We start from the raw sequence: 13,337 nt of genomic DNA, 5'->3' as shown, positions 1-13,337 counted from the left end.
CAAGATCAGGAGAGGGCGAGCTGGCTGGCGAGCTGCTGCGCGGTCACGACAGACGTTCCGCTGGCAGCTTGGGGCTCGACACGCCAGAGCTCGTGGATGGCGATGGCTCCCCCATCGCCGCACACGCCGAACATCGCATTATCCACGACGTGCAAGCCCGACGGCAAATTCGTAAAGGTTTGATGCGCCAAGCGCGCTCGCGCGACAACGTAGCGTTCGCTGCCGGCGTCCGTAAAGGCACCGGGGTAGGGCGGCGCCACGGCACGGATCAGGTTATAGACCTGCTGGGCCGGCTTGGACCAGTCGATGCGGCCGTCTTCGGGCTTGCGGCCACCGAAATAGCTGCCGTTGGCCAGCACGTTCGGGTGCTGCGGAATGTGCCCGGCAATCATCGCGGGAAGCGCGCGCCATAGGGTTTGCTCGGCCGCCACGGTGGCCTTTTCGAACACTTCGTGCGAGGTGTCGTCCGGCAGGATCGGCACGATGGTCTGGTCGACGATGTAACCGGCATCCGGCTTTTCGACCATTTCGTGCAGGGTGGCGCCGGTTTCGGTCTCGCCGTGCAGCACCGCCCAGTTGATGGGCACGCGGCCGCGGTACTTGGGCAACAGTGAACCGTGCATGTTGAACGCGCCGAATTTGGCGAGGCTCAACAGGCGCATCGGGATCATGTGCCGGTAATAGAACGAAAAGATGAAGTCCGGCGCAATGGTTGCAATGCGGGCGTGCAGGTTTTCACCGTTTGCATTATCCGGCGTGATGTACGGGATACCGAGTTCCTGTGCGGTGGCACGCACGCTGCCGAACCAGATGTTCTCGGCGACGTTGTCCTCGTGCGTGACAACGAGTTCGACCTGAATGCCACGCGCAGCCAGCACGCGCAGGCAGCGTACGCCGACGTTGTGATACGCGAAAACGACCGCGCGCCGCTTGAGCCCGGAACTCATGCAACACCCCGCTGCGAGCCTGTCTTCAGATCGGCAGCACCGGCTTCATGCAGGTGCGGCGTCTCTTCCAGCACACCCTGCACTAGATAGCGCGGGCGTTCGCGCACCTGTTGATAGATGCGGCCGATGTATTCGCCCAGCAGGCCAATGCCAAACAGCAGCACGCCCATCAAGAAGAACGTGATGGCGAACAGCGTGAATACGCCCTGGACTTCCGCGCCCAGGATGAAGCGCCGCACCACCAGTAGGATGAACAGCACGGCAGAGGCAAACGACAACAGCATGCCGATCGCCGAGAACCATTGCAGCGGCACGACGGAAAAGCCCGTCACCAGGTCGAAATTCAGGCGCACGAGCTTGTACAGCGAGTACTTCGACTCGCCGGCAAAGCGTTCTTCGTGGTCGACTTCGATTTCGGTCGGGTTCTTGCTGAACGTGTAGGCCAGCGCCGGGATGAAGGTGTTGACTTCGCGGCAGCGGTTGATCGTGTCGACGATGGTCCGGTTGTATGCGCGCAGCATGCAGCCCTGGTCGGTCATCTTGATGTGCGTGATGCGCTCGCGCAGCGAGTTCATCGCACGCGATGCGGTGCGGCGGAACCAGCTGTCCTGGCGCACGCGACGGATGGTGCCGACGTAGTCGTAGCCTTCGTCGAGTTTTTCCACCAGGCGGCCAATTTCTTCCGGCGGATTCTGCAGGTCGGCATCGAGCGTGACGACGCGTTCGCCGCGCGCATGTTCAAAGCCGGCCAGGATGGCCATGTGCTGGCCATAGTTGCCGTTGAATAGCACCACGCGCGTGCTGTCCGGGCGCGCGCGGAACTGCTCAGCCAGCATGGCGGCGGAGCGGTCGCGGCTGCCGTCGTTGACGAACACGACTTCATACAAGATGCCGAGCGCGTCGAGCGCGGGATACAGGCGCGCAAACAGCGCGGCGAGCCCGTCTTCTTCGTTGTAAACAGGAATGACGACCGAGAGAGCGGGTGTCTTCATTATTGGATTATTGGTACTGGGCGCAAAGTTGGCGGACCGCGCTGACCACGCGATCCACATCGGAATCTTCCATGCCGGCAAACATCGGCAGCGTAACGATGGCACGGCCAATGCGCTCGGCCACCGGGAACATGCCCGGCTTCCAGCCGAGTTCGCGGTAGAGCTTGAACAGGTGGATGGGCGGATAGTGCACGCCCGCGCCGATGCCCAGCGCCTTCAAGCCAGCCATGAAGCCAGCGCGATCGACCTTCAGGCGATCCAGCGGCAGCACGATCTGGAACATGTGCCAGTTGGTGTGCGTGAAGTTCTCTACCGGCAGCTCGACGCCGAACGACTCGATGTCGGCGGCGCGCATGCCGGCAAAATAGCGGCGTGCCAGTGCGGCGCGGCGTGCAGTGACGACTTCCAACTGAGCGAACTGACCCAGGCCGATCGCGGCATTCACGTCGGTCAAATTGAACTTGCCGCCCACCAGGTCGACTTCCATGCCGTCGAAGCCGGTGCGCACGACGCCTTGCAGGCGATATTTCTCGGCCAGCACGGCTTCTTCGGGCGTGTTCAGCACCAGCGCGCCGCCTTCGATGGTCGTGATGTTCTTGTTGGCCTGGAAGCTGAAGCTGACCAGGTCGCCGATCTGGCCGATGCGCTTGTCGCCCCAGCGCGAACCGATGGCCTGCGCGGCGTCTTCCACCACGCGCAGCTTGTGGCGGCGAGCGATGTCGTACAGACGATCCATGTCGACGGGCAGGCCCGACAGATAGACCGGAATAATGGCCTTGGTGCGCGGCGTGATGGCGGCCTCGACCTTGTCCAGATCGATGTTGCGCGTCACCGGGTCGATGTCGACGAAGACTGGCTTGGCGCCGACCGTCAGCACCACGTTGGACGTGGCGACCCACGAGATCGGCGTGGTAATCACCTCATCGCCAGGGCCGATGCCCGCGATGCGCAGCGCGACCTCCATCGTGGCCGTGCCGTTGGCGAATGTGCGGACGATGCGGCCGCCAAAGTATTCCGACAGCGCGGCTTCGAATGCCGCGACCTTGGGCCCCGAGGTAATCCAGCCCGAGCGCAGCACGTCGGTCACGGCGGCGATGGTCGCTTCGTCAATGGTCGGGCGCACGAAGGGCAGGAAGGGAAGCTCGGCAGTGGCGGTGGTTTGCGTCATGACTTGAATGAGGTTGGGTGCCGGGTGTGGGCGGATCGGCTCACGAGCGAGCCAGCACAAGTACGCCGACGAGAATGATCGCGATGCCGATCAGGCGCTGCACCGTCAGCACTTCGCCAAACAGATACCACGCCAGGAAGGCGTTGACCACGTAGCCCAGCGAGAGCATCGGATACGCGATGGTCACATCCACGCGCGACAGGCCGAGAATCCACACCACCACCGAGATGACGTAGCACGACAAGCCGCCAATGATGGGCCACTGCGTTGCAAGCTTGATGCCGATCGGCAGGATGTTGTCGGCCGAAAACGCAAAGCGGCCGATGTTATTGACGCCCGCCTTGAGCAGCAGCTGAGCGCAGGCATTGAGCATGACGCCCGTCAGGATCAGCCCGAAAGTGACCAGATTCATGTGTTCTTTTGATGTTTTACAGACTGCGGCGGTTTCCCCGTGCGGATGTTCTTAATCCAGCCGCCGGGCCGCATGTTACGACAATTCCGCTTGCGCGCCCCTTTCGACAATCCGTGGTGGTGAAACCTAGTTGCGCCGGACGATCACACGGCGGGCATCGCGGGCAATCACCACCATCGGTACGCCCTGTGCTGCCAGCCGGTCATAGGTGCCCGGTCCCATCATGGCGACGGCCTGACCGCCGGCTTTCCAGCGCGCCACGAACGCTTCGGTGGTCGGCACCCACTTGGCCGGCTCCTGTTGGACGCCAAAGGCCAGTTCATCAGGCTCCTGCACCATGATGGTGGGCCGGCCGAGGTAAAACGGCATTGTATGGTCCAGACGCTCGACCGCATAGAACGGCACGTCGGGCTTGAGCCACGGCTTGACGGCCGGCACGAGATCGATACCCGACATGGAGCGCCCGAATGCTTCATGGCCGAGCATGGCCGCTGTAAATGTCAGGAACCATGCGCACGCAAATGCGGCCACGCTCTCGAAGCGCCGGTCCGCCAAGCGAAGTGCCAGCCACGTGAACCCGGCTCCCGCCACGAACGCCACAGCCAGGAACATCGCAAATCGGGAAAACACGGCGTTCGGGTACATGTCCGACGACATGGTCGCCACGTAACCGCTGGCCGCCAGACCAGCCAGCGCCAGCACTAGGAAGCCCTTGAGTTGCCAGCGCCACGCGCGCTCGCTGGTGTGGTCGAGCACCAGGGCCGCCAGAATCGCCAGCGCTGGGATGATCGGGAAGATATAGCCCGGCAGCTTCGAGTCCGAAATGCTAAAAAACGCGAAGATCAGGATGGCCCACAGGCCGAGCATGAGCGTGGGGCGGAAACCGTTACTGGCGGTTTCACCTCGGGCAAGCGTCAGGCGTGCAGCGCCGGGCAATTGAGCAAGCCACGGGAGGAACCCGGCCACCAGCAATGGCACGAAGTACCAAAGCGGCGCGTTTCGGTTATGCACGGTCGACGTGAAACGCTGGAAATGCTCGTGCACGAAGAAGAACCACGCGAATTCCGGGTTGCGCATCGAGATCAGCACGAACCACGGCGCGCCGACGGCGAAGAAGATGATCAGCCCGCTGACCAGATGCAATCGTTTCCACAGGGCCCAGTCGCGCGCGACTAAGGTATACACCACCAGCACAAAGCCCGGCAGGACCACGCCGATGAGGCCCTTGCTCAGCACCGCGAGCGCCATTGATGCCCAGCAGGCCCACATCCAGCCGCGTTGTTGAGCGCGCGTGGCATCCGGATGCTGCGCGAGCAGTAGCGCACCCAGCGCCATCGTCATGCAGCCGGCCACGCCCATGTCGAGCGAATTGAAGTGCGAGCCCACGTTCCAGAGAGGGGCGCTCACCAGCACCAGCCCGCTGATGACGGCTGTCCGCTTGCCCCACCAGCGCGCGGCCGCCAGCATCGTGAAAACAATGCCGACGATGCCGGAGAGCGCCGTGAAGAGCCTCGCTTGCCAGTCGCCGATGCCAAACAACGTGTAGGCGAGTGCGGTCCCCCACATTTGCAGCGGCGGCTTCTCGAAATACTTCAGGGCGTTGTAACGGATGGTCACCCAGTCGCCGGAGGAGAACATCTCGCGTGCGATCTCGGCGTAGCGGCCTTCGTCGGTGGGGATCAGGTGCCGGTAGCCCAGCGTGCCGAGCCAGACGGCCAGGAGCGCAGCAGCCAGCAGCCACAGCGACGCATTGCGCCAGGGAAGGGTGGGCGCTTGAGCAGTGCGGTCGATCGGCATGCGGTCAGGCACGCTCGATCAGCAGGGCGGCGGCCACTTTGCGGCCTTCCAGCATCAGGATGTTGTACGTGCGGCCGGCGGCCTGCAGGTCCATGGCGTCTACGCCGATGCGCTTTTCTGTGAGCGGCACCGTCAGCCGCGGGTGCGGGAAGCGCAGCTTGTTGCCGGAGCCGAAGATCACCACTTCGGCCCCCAGTTCGAGCACGCGGGCGAAATGCTCGGGCGTCAGATCCTCAAAGCGCGACACATCCCACTGCACCACGGCGCCCTCGGGCATCACCAGCACCGAGTGCTCGTGGCGCACCTTGTTGATTTCGATATAGCCGTCGCCATAGCCGGTAACGGTATTGAGAATGGTCGACGAATCGGATGAATGGAGCTTCAAGGTGGGAATCCCATCGGGCGCGATGACTGCGGCGCATACGGCGGCACGCTGGCAAAGGCGCTAGGTTTCAGACTTCGGACAGGTTTCGCTGCGTTGCAAAAATGCCCGCCTAAGTCTGTCATAATGGGCTAAATTATATCTTTTTCTCTCCTTCGCCCGCCGCGCCACAAGCGATGTCCGGCAAGGAATAGCGTAGCGGCGCCTGCCGCTGTGTGGCGTTACCGTCGCCGCTTTGCTGCGCCACAGAATGCCCCGTAGTTCCAGCCCGTTCAACGTCGCCACTCGCCGCCTTGCCCGTGAAAACGATCCAGAAATCCGCCAAGCTCAACAACGTCTGCTATGACATTCGCGGCCCCGTGCTCGAGAAGGCCAAGCAGATGGAAGAAGAGGGCCACAAGATCATCAAGCTGAATATCGGCAACTTGGCCGTGTTCGGTTTCGATGCCCCTGAAGAGATCCAGCAGGACATGATCCGCAACCTGCCAAATTCGGCGGCGTATTCGGATTCCAAGGGCATCTTCGCGGCGCGCAAGGCAGTGATGCACTACACGCAAGAGCAGGGCATCAAGAACGTCACGCTGGAAGACATCTATCTGGGCAATGGCGCCTCGGAGCTGATTTCGCTGGCCACCAACGCGCTGCTCGATGCCGGTGACGAGCTGCTGCTGCCGGCGCCTGACTACCCGTTGTGGACCGCCGTGGCCAGCCTCTCGGGCGGCACGCCGGTGCACTACACCTGCGACGAAGCCAACGGCTGGATGCCGGACCTGGACGACATCCGCGCCAAGATCACGCCCAACACCAAGGGCATCGTCGTCATCAACCCGAACAATCCGACCGGCGCGCTGTATTCGGACGAGCTGCTGCTGGGCATCGTCGCCATCGCGCGCGAACACGGCCTGGTGATCTTCGCCGATGAGGTGTACGACAAGGTTCTGTTCGACGACAACAAGCACACCGCGATCGGCTCGCTGTCGGAAGACGTGCTGACCGTGACGTTCAACAGCCTGTCGAAGAGCTACCGCTCGTGCGGGTACCGCGCGGGGTGGATGGTCGTGTCCGGTGACAAGCGCCCGGCCAAGGACTACATCGAAGGCCTGAACATGCTGTCGTCGATGCGCCTGTGCGCCAACGTGCCGGGGCAGTGGGCCATCCAGACCGCGCTGGGCGGCTACCAGAGCATCAAAGACCTGGTGGCACCGGGCGGTCGCATGCGCCGTCAGCGTGATCTTGCGCACGAGCTGATCACCGCCATCCCTGGCGTGACCTGCGTCAAGCCCAAGGCTGCGCTGTATATGTTCCCGCGCCTGGACCCGGCGGTGTATCCCATCGAAGACGATCAGACTTTCATCCGCCAGCTGCTGGAAGAAGAACGCGTGCTTCTGGTGCAGGGCACCGGCTTCAACTGGCACTCGCCGGACCACTTCCGCATCGTCTTCCTGCCGCACGAAGACGATCTTCGTGAAGCGATCGGCCGAATTTCGCGCTTCCTGGAGCGGTACCGTCAGCGTCACGGTACTGGCATCCGGGCCGCATAAACTCGGTCTTCCGCCAGATCAGTAACTGCGGGGCAGACCGAAGTGTCTGCCCTGTGTGTTTTTTGCTTCTCCGCTTTTTCGTTTCTTTACGACACGTCTCATGAATCCCATCAAGATCGGCCTGCTCGGGCTCGGTACCGTCGGTGGCGGTACCCTCAAGGTTCTGCAACGGAACCAGGAAGAAATCCGCCGTCGCGCGGGTCGCGGCATCGAAGTCGCCATGATTGCCGTGCGCAATCTCGACCGCGCCCGCGCCATCGTGCAGGAAGCCGGGGCGACCGTGCCCGTGGTGAACGATCCGTTTGCGATTGTGGATTCGCCCGAGATCGATATCGTCGTGGAACTGATCGGCGGCTATGACCTGACGCGTGAGCTGGTGCTGCGCGCCATCGCCAACGGCAAGCATGTTGTCACTGCCAACAAGGCGCTGCTGGCCCTGCATGGCAACGAGATTTTCAAGGCTGCCCAGGACAAGGGCGTGATGGTGGCGTTCGAGGCCGCCGTCGCCGGCGGCATCCCCATCATCAAGGCACTGCGCGAAGGCCTGACAGCCAACCGCATCGAGTGGATCGCCGGCATCATCAACGGCACCACGAACTTCATCCTGACCGAGATGCGCGACAAGGGTCTGGACTTTGATACGGTGCTCAAGGAAGCCCAGCGCCTGGGCTACGCCGAAGCCGATCCGACCTTCGACATCGAAGGCTTTGACGCCGCGCACAAGCTCACACTCATGAGCGCCATCGCCTTTGGCGTGCCGATCCAGTTTGAACGCGCGTATGTGGAAGGCATCACCAAGCTGGAAGCCGTTGACATTCGCTACGCCGAAGAACTCGGCTATCGCATCAAGCTGCTTGGCATCACGCGTCGTACCGAGGCCGGCATCGAACTGCGGGTGCATCCGACGCTCGTGCCGACCAAGCGCCTGATCGCCAATGTCGAAGGCGCGATGAATGCCGTGGTCGTCAACGGCGATGCCGTGGGCCCGACGCTGTACTACGGCAAGGGCGCAGGCGCCGAGCCGACCGCTTCGGCCGTCGTCGCCGATCTGGTGGATGTGACGCGCCTGCACACGGCCGACCCGGAACACCGCGTGCCGCATCTGGCGTTCCAGCCGGACGCGCTGTCCGACACGCCGGTGCTGCCGATCGACGAAGTGCGCTCAAGCTATTACCTGCGCATGCGCGTGGCCGATGAAACCGGCGTCCTGGCCGACATCACGCGCATCCTGGCCGAAGGCGGCATCTCGATCGACGCCATGCTGCAGAAGGAATCGCGCGAAGGCGAGCCGCAGACCGACATCATCATGCTGTCGCACGTGACCGTGGAAAAGCGCGTGAACGCCGCCATCGCCGCCATCGAAGCGCTGCCGACCGTGCTGTCGAAGGTCACGCGCATCCGCATGGAAGAACTGAACTAAGCGCAGGACATGAGCATGCAATACCGATCGACCCGCGGCCACGCAGAGCCGCAGAGCTTCTCCCGCATCCTGCTGGGCGGCCTGGCGCCGGACGGCGGCCTGTACCTGCCTGAGCAGTACCCGCAGGTCAGCGTTGACGAGCTGACCCGCTGGCGCGACCTGCCGTACGCCGACCTCGCGTTCGAAATCCTGCGCAAGTTCGCCACCGACATTCCCGAAGACGATCTGCGAGCACTGACGCGCCGCACCTATACGCCCGAGGTGTACGGCAACGCGCGCGCCGGCGACAACACTGCCGACATCACGCCCCTGCACAAGCTGGGCGAGGAAGGCGGCACGTCGCTCTCGCTGCTGTGCCTGTCCAACGGCCCGACGCTGGCCTTCAAGGACATGGCGATGCAGCTGCTGGGCAACCTGTTCGAATACGCACTTGACCGTGAACATGCCGAGTTGAACATCCTGGGCGCCACCTCGGGCGACACGGGCAGCGCCGCCGAATACGCCATGCGCGGCAAGCGCGGCGTTCGCGTGTTCATGCTGAGCCCGCACCGCAAGATGAGCGCGTTCCAGACCGCGCAGATGTTCAGCCTGCAAGACAAGAACATCTTCAACATCGCCATCGAAGGCGTGTTCGACGACGCGCAGGACATCGTCAAGGCAGTGTCGAACGATCTCGAATACAAGGCCCGCCAGAAGATCGGTACGGTCAATTCGATCAACTGGGCGCGTGTCGTCGCCCAGGTCGTCTACTACTTCAAGGGCTACCTGCTGGCGGCCCCGAAGATTGGCGACAAGGTTTCGTTCTGCGTGCCATCGGGCAACTTCGGCAACGTCTGCGCCGGCCACATCGCGCGCATGATGGGTTTGCCGATCGACAAGCTGGTCGTTGCCACCAACGAGAACGACGTGCTCGACGAATTCTTCCGCACCGGCACGTACCGCGTGCGTTCGGCCGCGCAGACGTATCACACGTCCAGTCCCAGCATGGACATCAGCAAGGCGTCAAACTTCGAGCGCTTCGTGTTCGACCTGCTGGATCGTGATCCTGCACGCCTGGCCCAGCTCTTCCGCGACGTGGACGAAAAGGGTGGTTTCTCGATGACGGGCAAGCCGGAGTTCGATCGCATCGCCGAGTTCGGCTTTGTCTCGGGCCGCAGCTCGCACGCAGACCGCGTCGATACGATTCGCGACGTGTTTGCCACCTACGGCACGATGATCGACACCCACACCGCCGACGGCGTGAAAGTGGCGCGCGAAAACCTGACGCCGGGCGTGCCGATGGTGGTGCTGGAAACGGCGCTGCCGGCTAAGTTCGGCGACACCATTCGCGAAGCGCTTGACCGCGAGCCGGAGCGTCCGGCTGGCTACGCTGATATCGAATCGCTGCCGCAGCGCTTCGAAGTCATGCCGGCCGACGCCGACCGTATCAAGGGCTACATCGCCCAGCACACCGGTCTCTAAAACGATGGAAGCAGTGCCGGATGACGTAGCCGAGGCAGCGTTCGAGCGCTGCCTGCACGACATCCGCGCCTGCCGCGAGTGCAAGGGCGCATTGGCGCACGAGCCTCGTCCGGTGGTCGTGGCGGACCGCCGCGCCCGCGTCCTGATTATCGGGCAGGCGCCCGGCCGCATCGTCCACGAAACCGGTATCCCCTGGAACGACCGCTCGGGCGACCGCCTGCGCCAGTGGCTGCAGATCTCATACGACGATTTCTACGCTGACAGGCGCATCGCCGTGGTGCCGATGGGCTTCTGCTTTCCCGGCACCGGCGCGAATGGCGATTTGCCGCCGCGCCCCGAATGCGCGCCCAAATGGCACCGGCCGCTGTTGACGGCGATGTCCGATGTGAGGCTCGCGCTGCTGGTGGGCACCTATGCCCAGCGCAATTACCTCGACGTGCCGCGCGACTGGTCGCTGACGGACGTGGTGCGTAATGGGCCCGTGCAGGACGCCGACGGCCGAGTGCTGTTTCCGCTGCCGCATCCGAGCCCGCGCAATCTGGCCTGGTTCAAACACAACCCGTGGTTTGACGCGCACATCGTGCCGGCACTGCGGGCCGCGCTGGCCCGCGCATTCGCTTGATACGCCGGCGCTGATGCATGGCATCGGCCTGGAACCGATACAATCGAAATCTCCTTTCCGATTTCGTTTTCCCATTCCCGCATGTCCGCCAACGATGCTCCCGCCGTCAAACCGTCCTTGCTGACGCTCGATGCGGCGCTGTCGCAACTGCTTGCCGCAGTGCGCGCCTTGCACGAGACCGAAACCGTGTCGACGTTGCACGCCAACGGGCGCGTCCTCGCGCAGGCCGTGCGCAGCAGCTTGAACGTGCCGCCCGCCGACAACACGCAGATGGACGGATACGCCGTGCGCGCCGCCGACATCACCGGGCCGGGCGTGCGCCTGAAGGTGGCCCAGCGCATCCCGGCTGGTCATGTCGGCCAGCCGCTCAATGCGGGCGAGGCGGCGCGTATCTTTACCGGCGCGCTGATCCCGCCGGGCGCGGATGCGGTGGTCATGCAGGAACAATGCAAGGCTGACCCGGACACGGGCACCGTCACCATCGACCACGTGCCTGAATCCGGCGAGTGGATCCGCCGCGCCGGCGAGGACATTGCCGACGGTGCCGAGATCCTGCCGCGCGGCACGCGCCTCGGTCCGCAGCAACTCGGCTTGGCAGCTTCGGTCGGCTGCGCCAATCTGCACGTGGCGCGCCGTCCGCGCGTGGCCGTGTTCTTTACCGGCGACGAGCTTGCCATGCCCGGCGAGCCGCTCAAGCCCGGTGCGATCTACAACTCCAACCGCTTCACGCTGCGCGCGCTGTTGGAAAACCTCGGCTGCGACATCACCGATTTCGGCATCGTGCCCGACACGCTGCAAGCCACGCGCGACACACTGCGCGAAGCGGCCGAGGAGCACGACCTCATCATCACCTCCGGCGGCGTGTCGGTGGGCGAGGAAGACCACATCAAGCCCGCAGTGGAAGCCGAAGGGCGCCTGAACCTATGGCAGATCGCCATCAAGCCGGGCAAGCCGCTGGCTTTTGGCGAGGTGCGCCGGCCCGAAGGCATGGTGGGTGGCCCCACCGCGTTTTTCATCGGCCTGCCGGGCAACCCGGTGTCGAGCTTCGTCACCTTCCTGCTGTTCGTGCGGCCGTTCATCCTGCGTCTGCAGGGCGTGTCCGACGTGGCCCCGAAGCGCATCCCGATGCGGGCCGACTTTGCGCTGCCGAAGGGCGATCGCCGCAACGAGTTTCTGCGTGCGCGTATCAACGCCAACGGCGGGCTGGACCTGTTTCCCAATCAAAGCTCGGGCGTGCTGACCTCCACCGTATGGGGCGATGGCCTGATCGACAACCCGCCCAACCAGCCGATCGCGCAGGGCGATGTGGTCAGCTTCCTGCCGTTCGCGGGTCTGGTGTAAGGAGCGATGGCCATGCAGATTGAGCTTCGTTTCTTTGCCAGCGTGCGTGAGCAACTCGGAACCTCACAGGAGCAGGTGGTCGTGCCGGAGGCCGTGCGCACCGTGGGCGATGTGCGCCGCTGGCTGGCGCAGCGCGGTCCGGTCTGGGGCGAAACTCTGGCCGAAGGTCGTGCGCTGCGCATGGCGGTGAACCACCAGATCGTGCCGGCCGATACCGCTGTGCATGACGGCTGCGAAGTCGCATTCTTCCCGCCAGTGACCGGCGGCTGAACGGAGCAGAGCAACCATGTCCGTCCGTGTGCAGGAAGCCGACTTTGACCTCGGCGCCGAGATTGCAGCGCTGCGTGCCGGCCGCCCGAACATTGGTGCAGTGGCCAGCTTCATTGGCACCGTGCGCGATATCAACGATGGCACCGGTGTGTCGGAGATGGAGCTGGAGCACTATCCCGGCATGACTGAAAAGGCGCTCGCCGACATCGTCAGCGCGGCTATGCAACGCTGGGAGCTGATTGACGCGCTCGTCATCCACCGCGTGGGCAAGCTCAAGCCGCAAGACCAGATCGTGCTGGTGGCGGTGGCCTCCAAGCACCGCGGCGACTCCTTTGCCGCGTGCGAATTCATCATGGATTACCTCAAGAGCGAGGCGCCGTTCTGGAAGAAGGAGCAGACGCCCGAGGGCGCGCGCTGGGTCGATGCACGCGTCACGGACGACAAGGCGCTCGCCCGCTGGGGCATTGCGACCACCAACGCCGGGGCAAACACGGCCAATCAGCCTGGCGCATCGGCGCAACCCAACGACTACGAATAACAAGGACGCGACCGCATGAGCGGAATGGGCATTCTGGCAGTTGGGGTGGGCGCTGCGCTGGGAGCCTGGTTGCGCTGGGCGTTCGCCATCTTGTGGAACGCCATCAATCCGGCCTTGCCGTACGGCACGCTGGCAGCCAATCTGGTGGGAGGCTATCTGATCGGCGTTGCGGTGGGTTTTTTCGATACGCACGCGGGGCTGCCGCCGGAATGGCGTTTGCTCGTCATCACCGGTTTTCTGGGCGGTCTCACGACGTTCTCGACGTTTTCCAGCGAGGTTGTCGCCAACATCCTGGCCGGCGACCACCTGATGGGCGCGCTGCATATCGTGGCGCATCTCGGGGGCTCGCTGTTCCTGACCATGCTGGGTCTCTGGACGGTACGCACGTTCAGTTGATCGCAAGGCCGATCACGCAAATTGAATTGCGAATGAGAAGTTTGGTTCAC

14 protein-coding genes are annotated in these 13,337 nt (G+C 63.7%); 8 read left to right on the top strand and 6 right to left on the bottom strand.

Going from position 1 to position 13,337, the window contains the following annotated elements; genetic code table 11:
* Positions 1-5: 5 nt before the first annotated feature.
* The 6 genes from DOD19_RS08210 to DOD19_RS08185 all read right to left on the bottom strand — a co-directional run bounded on the left by DOD19_RS08210 (position 6) and on the right by DOD19_RS08185 (position 5,701).
* Positions 6-947, bottom strand: a complete 942-nt coding sequence (locus tag DOD19_RS08210; protein WP_112185069.1) for a formyltransferase — start codon at positions 945-947, stop codon at positions 6-8.
* Positions 944-1,939, bottom strand: a complete 996-nt coding sequence (locus DOD19_RS08205) for a glycosyltransferase (protein ID WP_024975877.1) — start codon at positions 1,937-1,939, stop codon at positions 944-946. Before DOD19_RS08205 ends, DOD19_RS08210 begins: the two co-directional genes overlap by 4 nt.
* Before the next feature lie 7 nt (positions 1,940-1,946).
* On the bottom strand, positions 1,947-3,107 hold the full coding sequence (locus DOD19_RS08200; protein WP_112185067.1) for a DegT/DnrJ/EryC1/StrS aminotransferase family protein: 1,161 nt from the start codon (positions 3,105-3,107) through the stop codon (positions 1,947-1,949).
* A 40-nt stretch (positions 3,108-3,147) separates the two neighbouring features.
* Complete coding sequence (locus DOD19_RS08195) at positions 3,148-3,519, bottom strand: SMR family transporter (protein WP_012761830.1); 372 nt, start codon at positions 3,517-3,519, stop codon at positions 3,148-3,150.
* A 126-nt stretch (positions 3,520-3,645) separates the two neighbouring features.
* Complete coding sequence (locus DOD19_RS08190) at positions 3,646-5,316, bottom strand: glycosyltransferase family 39 protein (protein WP_112185065.1); 1,671 nt, start codon at positions 5,314-5,316, stop codon at positions 3,646-3,648.
* Positions 5,317-5,320: 4 nt separating this feature from the next.
* On the bottom strand, positions 5,321-5,701 hold the full coding sequence (locus tag DOD19_RS08185; RefSeq protein WP_112185063.1) for an Mth938-like domain-containing protein: 381 nt from the start codon (positions 5,699-5,701) through the stop codon (positions 5,321-5,323).
* Between the two features lie 296 nt (positions 5,702-5,997).
* Between DOD19_RS08185 and DOD19_RS08180 the strand changes: the two genes are divergently transcribed.
* From DOD19_RS08180 to crcB, 8 genes are all read left to right on the top strand, one after another.
* Positions 5,998-7,239: a pyridoxal phosphate-dependent aminotransferase gene (locus DOD19_RS08180; protein WP_024975873.1), complete on the top strand. Its 1,242-nt coding sequence runs from the start codon at positions 5,998-6,000 to the stop codon at positions 7,237-7,239.
* 100 nt (positions 7,240-7,339) lie between these two features.
* A complete protein-coding gene (locus tag DOD19_RS08175; protein WP_024975872.1) occupies positions 7,340-8,659 on the top strand; it encodes a homoserine dehydrogenase in 1,320 nt (439 codons plus the stop codon).
* Positions 8,660-8,674: 15 nt separating this feature from the next.
* A complete protein-coding gene (thrC, locus tag DOD19_RS08170) occupies positions 8,675-10,120 on the top strand; it encodes a threonine synthase (RefSeq protein WP_024975871.1) in 1,446 nt (481 codons plus the stop codon).
* A 4-nt stretch (positions 10,121-10,124) separates the two neighbouring features.
* A complete protein-coding gene (locus DOD19_RS08165; protein ID WP_112185061.1) occupies positions 10,125-10,742 on the top strand; it encodes a uracil-DNA glycosylase family protein in 618 nt (205 codons plus the stop codon).
* A gap of 81 nt (positions 10,743-10,823) precedes the next feature.
* Positions 10,824-12,083: a gephyrin-like molybdotransferase Glp gene (glp, locus tag DOD19_RS08160; protein ID WP_112185059.1), complete on the top strand. Its 1,260-nt coding sequence runs from the start codon at positions 10,824-10,826 to the stop codon at positions 12,081-12,083.
* 12 nt (positions 12,084-12,095) lie between these two features.
* Positions 12,096-12,353 carry a molybdopterin converting factor subunit 1 gene (gene moaD, locus DOD19_RS08155; protein WP_024975868.1) on the top strand — a complete coding sequence of 86 codons (258 nt, stop codon included), beginning with the start codon at positions 12,096-12,098 and terminating at the stop codon, positions 12,351-12,353.
* A 16-nt stretch (positions 12,354-12,369) separates the two neighbouring features.
* Entirely contained in the window at positions 12,370-12,891 is a 522-nt protein-coding gene (locus DOD19_RS08150) for a molybdenum cofactor biosynthesis protein MoaE (RefSeq protein WP_024975867.1), read from the top strand.
* Between the two features lie 15 nt (positions 12,892-12,906).
* The gene (gene crcB / locus DOD19_RS08145; protein ID WP_024975866.1) at positions 12,907-13,287 is read left to right on the top strand and encodes a fluoride efflux transporter CrcB; all 381 of its coding nucleotides are present in this window, start codon (positions 12,907-12,909) and stop codon (positions 13,285-13,287) included.
* The last annotated feature ends 50 nt before the right edge of the window (positions 13,288-13,337 follow it).

The sequence above is a fragment of the Ralstonia sp. GX3-BWBA genome, assembly GCF_003290055.1.
Classification (GTDB): domain Bacteria; phylum Pseudomonadota; class Gammaproteobacteria; order Burkholderiales; family Burkholderiaceae; genus Ralstonia; species Ralstonia holmesii.
Note: the sequence above shows the minus strand (reverse complement) of the source record. Positions and strands in the feature narration are given on the sequence as shown.

What these genes read in the sequence shown, in the direction of transcription:
- DOD19_RS08210 (WP_112185069.1), bottom strand. Translation starts at nt 947, where the DNA reads ATGAGTTCCGGGCTCAAGCGGCGCGCGGTCGTTTTCGCGTATCACAAC.
- DOD19_RS08205 (WP_024975877.1), bottom strand. Translation starts at nt 1,939, where the DNA reads ATGAAGACACCCGCTCTCTCGGTCGTCATTCCTGTTTACAACGAAGAA.
- DOD19_RS08200 (WP_112185067.1), bottom strand. Translation starts at nt 3,107, where the DNA reads ATGACGCAAACCACCGCCACTGCCGAGCTTCCCTTCCTGCCCTTCGTG.
- DOD19_RS08195 (WP_012761830.1), bottom strand. Translation starts at nt 3,519, where the DNA reads ATGAATCTGGTCACTTTCGGGCTGATCCTGACGGGCGTCATGCTCAAT.
- DOD19_RS08190 (WP_112185065.1), bottom strand. Translation starts at nt 5,316, where the DNA reads ATGCCGATCGACCGCACTGCTCAAGCGCCCACCCTTCCCTGGCGCAAT.
- DOD19_RS08175 (WP_024975872.1), top strand. Translation starts at nt 7,340, where the DNA reads ATGAATCCCATCAAGATCGGCCTGCTCGGGCTCGGTACCGTCGGTGGC.
- thrC (WP_024975871.1), top strand. Translation starts at nt 8,675, where the DNA reads ATGCAATACCGATCGACCCGCGGCCACGCAGAGCCGCAGAGCTTCTCC.
- DOD19_RS08165 (WP_112185061.1), top strand. Translation starts at nt 10,125, where the DNA reads ATGGAAGCAGTGCCGGATGACGTAGCCGAGGCAGCGTTCGAGCGCTGC.
- glp (WP_112185059.1), top strand. Translation starts at nt 10,824, where the DNA reads ATGTCCGCCAACGATGCTCCCGCCGTCAAACCGTCCTTGCTGACGCTC.
- moaD (WP_024975868.1), top strand. Translation starts at nt 12,096, where the DNA reads ATGCAGATTGAGCTTCGTTTCTTTGCCAGCGTGCGTGAGCAACTCGGA.
- DOD19_RS08150 (WP_024975867.1), top strand. Translation starts at nt 12,370, where the DNA reads ATGTCCGTCCGTGTGCAGGAAGCCGACTTTGACCTCGGCGCCGAGATT.
- crcB (WP_024975866.1), top strand. Translation starts at nt 12,907, where the DNA reads ATGAGCGGAATGGGCATTCTGGCAGTTGGGGTGGGCGCTGCGCTGGGA.